The sequence below is a fragment of the Acuticoccus kandeliae genome, assembly GCF_003073115.1.
In genome coordinates, this window is the sequence record NZ_QBBV01000006.1 from 167,962 (window position 1) to 180,099 (window position 12,138).

General features: G+C 67.2%; 10 protein-coding genes and 1 pseudogene. 9 read left to right on the forward strand and 2 right to left on the reverse strand.

Annotated features, from left to right (window positions below; all coding sequences use genetic code 11):
- Positions 1-214 precede the first annotated feature (214 nt).
- The 3 genes from hemE to rho all read left to right on the forward strand — a co-directional run bounded on the left by hemE (position 215) and on the right by rho (position 3,151).
- Positions 215-1,258 carry a uroporphyrinogen decarboxylase gene (hemE, locus tag DBV35_RS28760; protein WP_108663882.1) on the forward strand — a complete coding sequence of 348 codons (1,044 nt, stop codon included), beginning with the start codon at positions 215-217 and terminating at the stop codon, positions 1,256-1,258.
- Positions 1,255-1,683, forward strand: coding sequence for a protoporphyrinogen oxidase HemJ (gene hemJ, locus DBV35_RS28765; protein ID WP_205648931.1), 429 nt, complete (start codon positions 1,255-1,257; stop codon positions 1,681-1,683). Before hemE ends, hemJ begins: the two co-directional genes overlap by 4 nt.
- Before the next feature lie 202 nt (positions 1,684-1,885).
- Positions 1,886-3,151 (forward strand): transcription termination factor Rho, encoded by a 1,266-nt coding sequence (gene rho, locus DBV35_RS28770; RefSeq protein ID WP_108663854.1) that lies wholly within the window; start codon positions 1,886-1,888, stop codon positions 3,149-3,151.
- A 65-nt stretch (positions 3,152-3,216) separates the two neighbouring features.
- Here rho and DBV35_RS28775 read toward each other — a convergent pair whose 3' ends face one another.
- Positions 3,217-5,199, reverse strand: a complete 1,983-nt coding sequence (locus DBV35_RS28775; RefSeq protein WP_245944138.1) for a thioredoxin domain-containing protein — start codon at positions 5,197-5,199, stop codon at positions 3,217-3,219.
- A 16-nt stretch (positions 5,200-5,215) separates the two neighbouring features.
- Here DBV35_RS28775 and mnmE point away from each other — a divergent pair, with 16 nt between their 5' ends.
- Genes mnmE through DBV35_RS28800 form a run of 5 tightly spaced genes read left to right on the forward strand, consistent with a single transcriptional unit; the run spans position 5,216 to position 10,666 of the window.
- Complete coding sequence (mnmE, locus tag DBV35_RS28780; protein ID WP_108663856.1) at positions 5,216-6,505, forward strand: tRNA uridine-5-carboxymethylaminomethyl(34) synthesis GTPase MnmE; 1,290 nt, start codon at positions 5,216-5,218, stop codon at positions 6,503-6,505.
- 9 nt (positions 6,506-6,514) lie between these two features.
- A complete protein-coding gene (gene mnmG / locus DBV35_RS28785; RefSeq protein ID WP_211100073.1) occupies positions 6,515-8,359 on the forward strand; it encodes a tRNA uridine-5-carboxymethylaminomethyl(34) synthesis enzyme MnmG in 1,845 nt (614 codons plus the stop codon).
- Positions 8,360-8,363: 4 nt separating this feature from the next.
- Entirely contained in the window at positions 8,364-8,984 is a 621-nt protein-coding gene (gene rsmG, locus DBV35_RS28790; protein ID WP_108663858.1) for a 16S rRNA (guanine(527)-N(7))-methyltransferase RsmG, read from the forward strand.
- Between the two features lie 3 nt (positions 8,985-8,987).
- The gene (locus DBV35_RS28795) at positions 8,988-9,788 is read left to right on the forward strand and encodes a ParA family protein (RefSeq protein ID WP_108663859.1); all 801 of its coding nucleotides are present in this window, start codon (positions 8,988-8,990) and stop codon (positions 9,786-9,788) included.
- A 2-nt stretch (positions 9,789-9,790) separates the two neighbouring features.
- On the forward strand, positions 9,791-10,666 hold the full coding sequence (locus tag DBV35_RS28800) for a ParB/RepB/Spo0J family partition protein (protein WP_108663860.1): 876 nt from the start codon (positions 9,791-9,793) through the stop codon (positions 10,664-10,666).
- Positions 10,667-11,226: 560 nt separating this feature from the next.
- Here the strand turns inward: DBV35_RS28800 and DBV35_RS28805 are convergent.
- Positions 11,227-11,598: a DNA polymerase III subunit delta gene (locus DBV35_RS28805; protein WP_108663861.1), complete on the reverse strand. Its 372-nt coding sequence runs from the start codon at positions 11,596-11,598 to the stop codon at positions 11,227-11,229.
- A gap of 387 nt (positions 11,599-11,985) precedes the next feature.
- Here DBV35_RS28805 and DBV35_RS31235 point away from each other — a divergent pair.
- Positions 11,986-12,138: pseudogene (locus DBV35_RS31235) on the forward strand (leucine zipper domain-containing protein); the annotation flags it as partial.

Sequence of the window (12,138 nt, forward strand, 5' to 3'; positions counted from 1 at the left end):
CCACACATCGCCCCAAGCCCGACCCGCCGCGCAAACGAAACGCGATCCGCCGCAATCGGAGGGATTGCGCGGACTTGTTCAATCATGTGAACAGGGAGTTCCAGAGCGCGCGCCGATGGAATGAAGCGCTCCAAGCCCTGTGCGCCGCGGACTGTCCCCGCGACCCACGGACCAACACCAACAACAACACTTACCTTTAGATTCTCTTAAGATGATGGAAGCCGACACACCGCCGACCTCCTCCCTTGTGCGCACTCTTCGTGGCGAGACGGTTCGACCGGCTCCCGTCTGGTTCATGCGCCAAGCCGGGAGATACCTCCCCGAGTACAGAGAACTCCGGAAGACCGCGTCTGGTTTCCTAGAATTTTGCTATTCACCCGATTTGGCCGTGGAAGCGACGTTGCAGCCGATGCGGCGCTACGCGTTCGATGCCTCCATCATCTTCTCGGACATCCTCGTTCTCCCGCACGCGCTGGGACAGAAGGTCTGGTTCGTCGAAGGGGAAGGTCCGCGCCTCGAACCTCTCACGGATCCCTCCGGCCTCACCTTCGCGACCTTCTCGGGCCACCTCGCCCCGGTCTACGAGGCGCTGCGGCGGCTGCGTGCGGCCCTCCCGGCCGAGAAGGCGGTGCTTGGGTTCTGCGGCGCCCCCTGGACTCTCGCGACCTACATGATCGCCGGCCGTGGCGGGCTCGACCAATGGCCCGCCCGCACCTTCGCCGCTCGCGACCCGGACACGTTCGCCGCCCTCATCGACATCCTCGTCGACGCCGCGATCCGTCACCTGGTGGCGCAGATCGAGGCTGGCGCCGACGCGGTGCAGATCTTCGACAGCTGGGCGAGCGCGCTCGACGAGGAGGGATTCCGCCGCTGGTCGATCGAGCCGATCGCCCGGATCGTGGCCGGAGTCCGCACGCAAGCGCCGAATGTGCCGATCATCGGCTTTCCCCGTGGAGCGGGCACCGGGTACGGGGATTTCGTGGATGGAACCCGCGTCGACGGCGTCTCGCTCGACTGGACGGTCACGCTGGAGGCGGCCAAATCGCTCCAGAAATCGGGCGTTTGCGTGCAGGGCAACCTCGATCCGGCGCGCCTCGCGGTCGGTGGGCCGGGCCTCGACAGGGCCGTCCGTGCGATCTGCGAGGCCTTGCGGGACGGGCCGTTCATCTTCAACCTCGGCCATGGCATCTCGCTGGAGACACCCCCTGAGAATGTCACCCGCGTGATCGACCTCGTGAAAGAAACGACCGCCCCATGATGCTGTTTCTCTGGTTGAAGGCGCTCCACATCATCGCGATCATCGCGTGGATGGCGGCGCTCCTCTACCTGCCCCGCCTGATGGTGTATCACGTGGCCGCGGAGACGGGCTCGGTCCAGTCCGAGACGTTCAAGACCATGGAACGGCGCCTTCTGCGGGCGATCGCGAACCCGGCGATGATCGCGGCGTGGATCCTCGGCATCGCGCTCGCGACGGTCAGCCAGTCCTGGTCGATGCCGTGGCTGCACGCGAAGCTCGCCTTCGTGCTGGCGCTCACGATGGCGCACATGCTGATGGCGCGCTGGGTCCGGGAGTTCCGAAACGACGCCAACACCCGCTCCGCGCGCTTCTATCGGATCGCCAACGAGGTGCCGACGGTGCTGATGATCGTGATCGTCATCATCGTGGTGGTGAAGCCTTTCTGAGGGTTCAGCCGCTCTTCTTGCGTTGATGGGCTTGCGAAACCCGCCTGCCGTCTATAGGTTAGGCGCGGTCCGACGCTCGCATCGTGGACGAACCAGGCGGCCACGCCAGGGTAAGCGGCGACGGATCCTCTCCTCCCACGCAATTTGCGTCTCTCGCAGCCTCGTTTCTTCCCGGTACATGGCCGGCGATTAGGACAGCCCCATGCGCGAAATGAAACTTCACGAGCTCAAGGCGAAAAGCCCCGGCGATCTCATTGCGTTCGCCGAAGAGCATGAAGTTGAAAATGCTTCCACGCTCCGTAAACAGGAGCTGATGTTTGCTATTCTCAAGCAGCTCGCTGCGCGAGAAGTTGACATTATCGGCGAAGGCGTCGTCGAAGTCTTGCAGGACGGCTTCGGCTTCCTGCGTTCTCCCGACGCGAACTACCTCCCCGGTCCCGACGATATTTATGTCTCCCCCTCCCAGATCCGGCGCTTCTCCCTGCGCACGGGCGACACGGTCGAGGGGCAGATCCGAAGCCCGAAGGAAGGCGAACGCTACTTCGCGCTCCTGAAGGTCAACACGATCAATTTCGAGGAGCCGGAAGCGGCTCGTCACAAGATCCACTTCGACAACCTGACCCCGCTCTATCCCGACGAGCGGCTCCACATGGAAGTCGAAGGCCCGCCGACAAAGGATTTCTCCGGCCGCGTGATCGATCTCGTGGCGCCCCTCGGCAAGGGCCAGCGCGCGCTGATCGTGGCGCCGCCGCGCACCGGTAAGACGGTCCTCCTCCAGAACATCGCGAAGTCCGTCACCGCGAATCATCCGAACTGCTATCTCATCGTCCTCCTGATCGACGAGCGGCCCGAAGAAGTGACCGACATGCAGCGCTCCGTGCGCGGCGAGGTCGTCTCCTCCACGTTCGACGAGCCGGCCGTGCGCCACGTGCAGGTGGCCGAGATGGTCATCGAGAAGGCCAAGCGCCTGGTCGAGCATGGGCGTGACGTCGTCATCCTGCTCGACTCCATCACGCGCCTCGGCCGCGCCTACAACACCGTCGTGCCGTCCTCCGGCAAGGTGCTCACGGGTGGTGTCGACGCGAACGCCCTGCAGCGCCCGAAGCGCTTCTTCGGCGCGGCGCGCAACATCGAAGAGGGCGGCTCGCTGACCATCATCGCGACCGCGCTGATCGACACCGGCAGCCGCATGGACGAAGTCATCTTCGAAGAGTTCAAGGGCACCGGTAACTCGGAAATCATCCTCGACCGGAAGATCTCCGACCGCCGCGTCTGGCCGTCGATCGACATCCAGCGCTCCGGCACCCGCAAGGAAGAGCTTCTGGTCCGCAAGGAAGATCTCAAGAAGATCTTCGTTCTGCGGCGCATCCTCAACCCGATGGGCAGCGTGGATGCGATCGAGTTCCTGCTCGACAAGCTCCGCCAGACGAAGAACAACGCCGAGTTCTTCGACTCGATGAACACCTGATCGGCTCCGACAGCAGATCCGAAAAAGGCCGCATGAGAATGCGGCCTTTTTTATTGGCGTTTTGTTTACCCTGTCGTCGTGGTCCCGTCCGGCCGCCAGAGCGCATTCTTCAGCGCGACGGGGTCGCTGATGGGCATCGAGCAGACGCCCCGGCGGCACAGGATGGCGCTGCCCTTCGGGAGCGTCGCGCCCTCGGCCGGATGGTTGCGCGGCGGCGCGGCGAGCGGGATCGCGGCCGGATGCCCGGCGCGCAATGTCGCCATCACCATTTCCGGCGCATCCGCGCTCGTGACTGTCGCGAGCCGCTGCAGCTGGTCGAGCCCGTTGAAGAGGCTCGTGCAGGAGAACACGTTGGCCGCGGCGAGCCGGCCATGGGCCCGAAGTACGCGGCGCGCGATGGCCTCGTACCGGTCGTCACCCGTGACCGCCCAGAGCGTCGCGAGGTTCTTGACCATCAGCCCGTTGGCGTTCGGCACGGCCTCGTCCATCGGGCTGTCCGGCCGCTTGATGAGGGCCGGCGCATCATCGGCCGTCCAGAAGTAGCCACCATGATCGGCGACGTGATGGCGCTCGAGCACCGAGACCCAGCGCTCGGCATCGTCGACGGCGCCATCGCCTGCGCCAATCGCGACGAGCCCGAGCGCGGCATGGATCATCCCGGCATAGTCGAGCGCGAAGCCTTGCTCGACGCGCACCCCGGCGCGGGTCGCGTGGATGAGGCGATCCCCATCGCCGAACCGTGCCTTGGCCTTGGCGTAGGTCGCCTTGGCAAGGTCGACCCAGTCCGCACGGCCGAACGCGGCACCGGCACGGGCGAGGGCGGCGATGGTCAGGCCGTTCCAGTCCGCGAGCTGCTTGTCGTCACGCCCCGGATGAATGCGGCGGGCGCGCGCCTCGAACAGCGCGGCGCGCGAGGCGGCGAGGGCGGCCTCCACCCCTTCGTCGGAGAGCGTTTTCGCGCCGAGCCGGTTCAGCACGTTCGTGCCTTCCCAGTTCCCGGGCTCGGACACGTCATAGTGCGCGTTGAAGGCATCGGCGTCCGGCCCCAGGATGTCGGCGATCTCGCTCGCGGACCAGACGTAGAATTTCCCTTCCTCACCCTCGCTGTCGGCGTCGAGGCTCGCGGCGAAGAGCCCGTCCACCTGCATCTCGCGCACAAGCCAGTCGATGGTCTCGTCGACGCGTGCATGGAAGAGCGGGTCGCCGGTCACGCACCAGGCGTCGGTGAGGAGCGTGAGGAGCTGGGCATTGTCGTACAGCATCTTCTCGAAGTGCGGGACGTGCCAGCGCGCGTCGACCGAGTAGCGCGCGAACCCGCCGCCGAGATGATCATAGATCCCGCCCATGGAGATCCGGTTGAGCGCGGTCAGCACCGCATCGCCATAGGCGGCATTCCCGCTCCGTGCCGCCCCGCGCCACAGGAGTTCGAACAGCCCGGCATTCGGGAATTTGGGCGCCCCGCGCGTCCCGCCATTCTCCGGGTCCATGATCTGGAGGAGCTGGGCCGCGGCGCGGTCCGGCGCATCGTCCGGAAGCTCGCCGGGATCCGACATCACCGTCGTGCGCTGCTTGATCGCCTCCACATTGTCGGCGACGAGCTCGGCGCGACCGCGATAGGAATCCGAGACGGCCGTCAGCACGTCGACGAAGCGCGGCCGGCCAAAGCGCGACTCTTTCGGAAAATAGGTGCCGCCGAAGAAGGGTTCGCCCTTTGCCGTGAGGAACATCGTGAGCGGCCAGCCGCCTTGCTCGCCGGTCGCGTGGAGCGCCGCCATATAGATCTGATCGATGTCCGGCCGCTCTTCGCGATCGACCTTGATGTTGATAAAGCGATCATTCATGACGTCGGCGGTTTCGGGATCCTCGAAACTCTCGTGCGCCATCACATGGCACCAATGGCACGCCGCATACCCGATCGACAGAAGGATGGGTCGTCCGCTCCGTTCGGCTTCCGCGAGTGCGTCGGGGCCCCACGGCCACCAGTCGACCGGATTGTCGGCGTGCTGGAGCAGGTAGGGGCTGGTCTGGTCCGCCAATCGGTTGGCCATCAGGATAAGGTCTCCCATGAAGTCTGATGGGACAATTGTGGCACTTTCGTCCGGAGCGCCACCCAGTGCGGTCGCAATTGTTCGCGCGTCCGGCCCGGCAGCCCTCGAGCTGGGCGCGGCGTTCGGCGTGGCCGCGATCGAGCCGCGCCGCGCGACGCTCCGCACGATCCGCTCCCCGGTCGACGGCACGGTCCTCGACCGGGCACTCTGCGTCTATTTCGACGCACCCGGCACGGCGACGGGCGAGGACATCCTGGAGTTCCACCTCCACGGCGGTCCGGCCTTGGTGGAGCGCGTCCTCGCCGACGCCGTTTCCGTTCCCGGCGTGCGCGCCGCGGAGCCGGGCGAGTTCACGCTCCGCGCCGTTCTCAACGGCCGGGTGGGGATCGCCGATGCGGAAGCGCTCGCCGACCTCATCGAGGCACGCACAGAGGCGGAGCGCCGCCGCGCGACCCGTCTCGCCGACGGCGCGCTCTCCCGGCGGATCGACGATTGGCGTTCCCGCCTGATCGCGGCGCTGGCGCTCGCAGAGGCCTATCTCGACTTCGCCGACGAGGGCGACGTCGGGGATGGGACGCCCGACCTCGACCTGGAGCTCATCCGCCTGCGCGAGGAGATCGACGAGACTCTCCGCGGCAGCGTTGAAGCGGACCGACTCAGCGACGGTTTTCATGTGGCGCTGGTCGGCCCCCCGAACGCCGGCAAGTCGAGCCTCCTCAACGCGTTGGCTGGGCGTGACGCGGCAATCGTGTCCGACGAGGCGGGCACCACCCGTGACGTGGTGTCCGTCCAGATCGAGCTCGGTGGCTACCGCGTGGTGCTGCACGACACCGCGGGGATCCGCGAAGGTGCCTTGGGGATCGAGGCCCTTGGGATCGAACGCACCCAAGCGGTGCGGCAGAAGGCGGATTGTGTGATCGAGGTGCGTAGCCCCGACACCGTTCCGCTCCGGATTGATGGGGCGGACATCGTCGTCGCGCACAAGGTGGATTTGGGGGACGGGACCGGTGACCTTGAAACCGCGCTGGCTGATCCTGCGTCTGTGTCCCGGCTACGAGAACTGATCGCCGTGCGGGCAGCCTCTTTCCTCGCAGCGTCGGAGTCGGCGTTGGTCACGCGGGCACGGCAACGTTCGGGGCTTCTTGGAGTGCGCGAAGGGGTCGACGAGGCCCTCGTGGGGCAGGCGCTGGAGCTCAAAGCGGAAGGGTTGCGCTTGGCGTGCCAGGCAATGGCCCGTATGACAGGCGAGATCGGGATCGAGGACGTGCTCGACGACGTGTTCGGGCGGTTCTGTATCGGCAAGTGAGTGTTTCACGTGAAACATGATGTGGTGGTGGTCGGCGGCGGCCACGCGGGATGCGAGGCGGCCGCAGCTGCGGCACGGACCGGCGCGCGCGTCGCGCTGGTGACGTTGGCCGCCGACGCGATCGGCCGCCTTTCCTGCAATCCGGCCGTCGGCGGAATTGGCAAGGGCCATCTCGTCCGTGAAATCGATGCCCTCGACGGCATCATGGGCCGCATCGCAGACGCAGCCGGCATCCAGTTCCGGCTCCTCAACCGGAGCCGTGGCCCGGCCGTGCGCGGTCCGCGCGCGCAGGTCGACCGAGAGGTCTATCGCCGCACGATGCAGCAGGTCCTCGGCGACGAGCCGCTGATCGACATCGTGGAAGGCGAGGTGGCGGACCTTATCCCAGGACCACCGATCGGCGGCGTGCTGCTTGCGGATGGACGCAGGATCGAGGCCGCCGCCGTCGTCCTGACCACCGGCACGTTCCTCGGCGGGCTCATCCATCTCGGCGACCAGCGGTGGCAGGCGGGACGCATCGGAGAGGCGGCCGCAACGGCGCTCTCGGCGCGGCTCCGTGAGGCGAACCTTCCAATGGGCCGCCTCAAAACAGGGACCCCGCCTCGGCTGAAGGCCTCCACCATCCGGTTCGACGTGCTCGACGAGCAGCCGGGCGACGATGCACCGGCCTTCTTCAGCAGCTTCACCACGGCCCCAGCGCTGCGCCAGCTTCCGTGCCACATCACGCGCACCACGGATGAGACGCACAAGCTCATTCGCGACAATCTCGGCCGCTCGGCGTTGTTCGGTGGTCACATCACCGGCGTCGGGCCGCGCTATTGCCCGTCGATCGAGGACAAGATCGTTCGGTTCGCGGACCGCGACACGCATCAGATCTTCCTGGAGCCCGAGGGGCTCGACAGCGACCTCATCTACCCGAACGGCATTTCCACCTCGCTCCCGGAGGACGTGCAGTGGGCGATGGTTCGCTCGATGCCGGGCTGTGAAGCAGCCGAGATCGCGCAACCCGGATATGCGATCGAGTACGACACCATCGATCCGCGTGCGCTCGACCCGACGCTGGAGCTGCGCGCGATGCCGGGCCTTTTCCTTGCCGGTCAGGTCAACGGCACCACGGGATATGAAGAGGCCGCCGCGCAGGGGCTGATTGCCGGATTGAACGCCGCCCGCCGCGCCGGCGGGGCCGGGGGCGTCACGATCGATCGCGAGACGGCCTACCTCGGGGTGATGATCGACGACCTCGTCTCGAACGGTGTCGACGAGCCCTACCGCATGTTCACATCACGGGCTGAGAACCGCCTGATGATGCGCGCGGACAATGCCGGCGAGCGGCTCACCGACTGGGGCCAGACGCACGGCCTCGTGCGGCACGCGCGCGCCACGTTCCATGCCGCCGAACGGGCGACGAAGGCGGAGGCGGTGGAGCGGTTGAAGGCCATCGCGCTGACGCCGAACGAGGCCGCGCAACACGGCGTGACGCTCAACCAGGATGGACGGCGTCGCAACGGGTTCGAGCTTCTCGCGCACGCCGAAGGTGGCTGGCGGGTCGTGGAGGCGCTGGACCCGAAATTTGCAGACCTCCCGACAGCGGTGCGGGATGGGCTCGAGGCCGATGCGCTCTACCGGGTCTATGGTGAGCGGCGGGCGAAGGCGGCGGCAAGTGAGACGGCTGCGGACGCGCTCGCGATCCCGGCCGCGCTTTTCGAACGCAGCATCCCCGGTCTCTCGACTGAATTGCAGCAGAAACTCGAGCGGCGGCGGCCTGCGACATTGGGCGAAGCGCGCCGGATTTCCGGCATGACGCCGGCCGGGCTCGCCCTCATTGCCGCCCACGCCCGGCGAAAGGCCGCATAAAGCCGTGAACAACATCGAGGAGGAGGCACGCGAGGCCGTGCGTGCGTCTGTCGATCCGGCGACTTTTGAGGCAATTGAAACCTTTGTGGCGTCTTGTCAGGCGTGGGGACGGGTCACCAATCTCGTGAGCGTGGCCGACCGTGACCGGCTCTGGCACCGCCACGTGATGGACAGCCTCCAACTTCTGCCGCTTGCGGAGGGGGCTGGACCCGACTGGATCGACCTCGGCTCCGGGGGTGGATTTCCCGGAATGGTCGTCGCGCTGGCGCGGAAGGGGACTCGAATGACGCTCGTGGAGTCCAATCGCAAGAAGTCGGCCTTCCTGCTGCAGGCTGCGGCAGCGAGCGGCGCGTCCATTCGGGTCGAGCCGCGTCGGATCGAGGCGTTGCCGACGAAGGTGCACGATGTTGTGTCCGCGCGCGCCCTCGCCGCGCTCGACGCGCTGCTCGGCTACGCCTTGCCGTTTTTCGGTGAGCGGACCATAGGCCTGTTCCCGAAGGGCCGTGATGCGGCCCGAGAGATCGAGGAGGCGCGGCGGCGCTTCCATTTCGAGGTGCGCGAGACGCCGAGCCGGACCGAGGCCGACGCCGCCATCCTCACCGTGTCCCAATTGACGAGGGTTTGAACCATGCTGCCCGCTCGCCCGAGGGTCATCGCGGTTGCCAATCAGAAGGGGGGCGTCGGCAAGACGACGACCGCCATCAACACGGCGACGGCGCTCGCCGCGCTCGGCGAGAAGGTGCTGCTGATCGATCTCGACCCGCAGGGGAACGCCTCCACGGGGCTCGGGATCGAGCCCAACCAGCGCGACATCTCCACCTATGAGGTGCTGACGCGGACCGCGTCGCTGAAGGAGGCCTCCGTCCCGACGGCGGTGCCGCACCTCGCGATCGCGCCCGCGACGATGGACCTCCTGTCGATCGACATCGAGCTGTCGACCTCCTCCGACCGTGCGATGCGCCTTCGCGATGCGATCGCGGCACTGTCGACGGACCCAGGCGTGCCCCGCTACGTGGTGATCGACTGCCCGCCGTCGCTCACCATGCTGACGGTGAACGCGCTCTCGGCCGCCCATGCGGTGTTGGCCCCGCTCCAGTGCGAGTTCTTCGCGATGGAGGGCCTGTCGCAGCTCCTGCGCACCATCAGGGAGGTGCGGGAGAGCGTGAACCCGGAGCTCGCGATCCATGGGATCGTGATGACCATGTACGACGCGCGCAACAACCTCGCCAACCAGGTGGTGGCGGATGTGCGGGCGACGATGGGCGATCTCGTCTACGAAACGATGATTCCACGCAATGTAAGGTTGTCAGAGGCGCCGTCTTATGGCAAGCCTGCTTTGCTCTACGACCTCAAGTGCGCCGGCAGCCAGGCCTATCTGCGGCTGGTGTCGGAGCTGATCGATCGCGAACAACGGATGGGAGTGGCCTGAGGATGGAGGACACGAAGAAGCGCCTGGGTCGCGGTCTTTCCGCCCTTCTGGGTGACGTGCCGGCGGTGGATGCCGCCGCCTCCGCGCCGGAGCGCGACCCGCGTCGGCTGCCGATCGAGTCGCTTCGTCCCAATCCGGCCAACCCGCGCCGCTCCTTCCACGACGAGCCGCTGGACGAGCTGACCCAGTCCATCAAGGAGCGCGGCGTCATGCAGCCGCTCCTCGTGCGCCGGGTCGACGATCATTATGAGATCATCGCCGGCGAGCGCCGCTGGCGCGCGGCCCAGCGGGCCGGCCTCTACGAGGTGCCGGTGATCGTCCGCAATGTCAGCGCGGGCGAGGCGCTGGAGCTCGCGATCATCGAGAACGTCCAGCGGACCGACCTCAACGCGATCGAAGAGGCGATGGGCTACCAGCGCCTGATCGACGAGTTCAGCCACAGGCAGGAGCAGCTCGCGAAGCTCATCGGCAAGAGCCGCAGCCACGTCGCGAACACGCTCCGTCTTCTCAATCTCCCGGCCTCGATCCGCGCGAGCGTCGCCGACGGCAGCCTCTCGGCGGGCCACGCGCGCGCCCTCATCGGGACGGCGAACCCCGACGCGATCGCCGAGGAGGTGATCCGCAACGGCCTTTCGGTCCGCGCGACCGAGGCGCTTGTCGCACGGCTCGGCAAGGCGGCCGAGGCGCGCGAGGAGAAGAAGGCGAAGACGCCGCCGATCGACGACGCGAACACGCGCGCCCTGGTGCGTCGCCTCTCGAACCGGCTCGGCCTTCAGGTGAGCCTTGCCCACAACACCGACGAGAGCGGCACGCTGACCATCCGCTACTCATCGCTGGAGCAGCTCGACTCCGTCTGCCGGATGCTCGGTGAGGAGTAGAACGAGCGCTCTTGCAGCGCACAACGCGGCTCTAAAATCGATTTAAAAAATTGAATATTGGCGGCTCGGGCCGCGTACACTGGCGATTGATATTGTCGGTGTCTGCCGGGTCGAAAGCCTCCCGGCCTCCCGGCCTCCCGGCCTCCCGGCTGTGCGCCCGGCGCGCCGAGACCTCTGAAGGAATGCGGTAAAGGACGTCGTGAGTGGCGGCGGCGAGGTGCGGCAACGAGCGGGTTCGGATGCGGCAGCGTGCCGGCGCGGAAAGTCGCGTCGGCGAGGGCCGCGGGAGCGTCCATCGACCGAGAAGCCGCACCGTGGCGTACTTGTGCGTCGAAGCGAGGTGGGTGGGCGAACCCCACCGCGTCGCTTGGTGACTGGTCGTCCGCGACCGACCGCGGCGGCGAACTCCAGCATGTGGCTTATACGCTGAGCCGCCATCAAGAGCGGCACGGTGGCCGGGTCCTGGCCGAGCAGGCGCGTGAGGAGGCGGTCGAGTGTCCCGGGCTGTCCGATGAAGGCCGCATCCACCGCGATTTCCAGCCGCTCGGCCTCACGTTCGCTCATCGCGCGGAGGCTTGGGAAACGATGCGGTATAGAACGTCGCGCGTCGCGGCGGCGGTGTGTTCGGGCATCGTGCCGGTGCGAAAGGCAGCGCCGGCGATGGCGGCGGTTGTGGCGCTCGGGCACGCGTGCGTCCACCGGTCGACGATCCGGACCGCAGCCACCTTGTGGACGCCGGCGAGAGGCGGGCGGACGAATTCGACCGCGCGCCTCGACGACTTGCGACCAGCGACGGGCGCGACGGTGCGCTCAAGCGCTTGGCTCATCAGCTGCGTCGCCATCAGGACCTGCACGGCCGCCGAGTCCTGGCGCCGCAGGCGCATGAGGAGATGATCGACCGTCTCCCGCTGGCCGGGGAAGGCGGCATCCACCGGGTCGCCCCGGCCTCCCAGTCGCCCGCGCATTCAGCGCGCGGAGGCTTGCGAGCGGTGCGGTAGATGACGTCGCGCGTCACGGCGGCGGCGAGGTTGGGCATCGTGCGAGTGCAGCAGGCCGCGTCGGCGACCGCCGCGGATGGGCGCGGGCGCCCGTGGGCCCGCCGGTCGAGGATCCGCGCCTGGGCATCCTCGTGCGCTGCGAAGAGATGCCGGCGGGTGAACTCCGATGCGCGGCTCGCGACTGGCGGCCGGCGACGGCGGTGGAGGCGCGCTCCAGTGCCACGCTCACCCGCTGTGTGGGCACCTAAGATGTGGATGCTACGACGATTGCTCCTCGAGTGTAGGGCTGATTGGATGGTCCGAAGGCGGTGAGGAGCAGTCATGAACACCCACAAGAATGCGCGGACGAACCGACATAGCCGGCTCCTTCTGGTCCATCGGGTGAGTGCAGAGGGGTGATCTTTGGTCGATGCCGCAAGCGCTGCCGGTATCTCGAAGCGAACCGCTTTCAAGTGGCTCGCCCGCTTCCGAGCT

Coding starts and splice junctions, on each gene's coding strand:
- hemJ (WP_205648931.1), top strand. CDS start 1,255: ATGATGCTGTTTCTCTGGTTGAAGGCGCTCCACATCATCGCGATCATC.
- mnmE (WP_108663856.1), top strand. CDS start 5,216: ATGAAGTCTGATGGGACAATTGTGGCACTTTCGTCCGGAGCGCCACCC.
- DBV35_RS28775 (WP_245944138.1), bottom strand. CDS start 5,199: ATGGCCAACCGATTGGCGGACCAGACCAGCCCCTACCTGCTCCAGCAC.
- rho (WP_108663854.1), top strand. CDS start 1,886: ATGCGCGAAATGAAACTTCACGAGCTCAAGGCGAAAAGCCCCGGCGAT.
- hemE (WP_108663882.1), top strand. CDS start 215: ATGGAAGCCGACACACCGCCGACCTCCTCCCTTGTGCGCACTCTTCGT.
- DBV35_RS28795 (WP_108663859.1), top strand. CDS start 8,988: ATGCTGCCCGCTCGCCCGAGGGTCATCGCGGTTGCCAATCAGAAGGGG.
- DBV35_RS28800 (WP_108663860.1), top strand. CDS start 9,791: ATGGAGGACACGAAGAAGCGCCTGGGTCGCGGTCTTTCCGCCCTTCTG.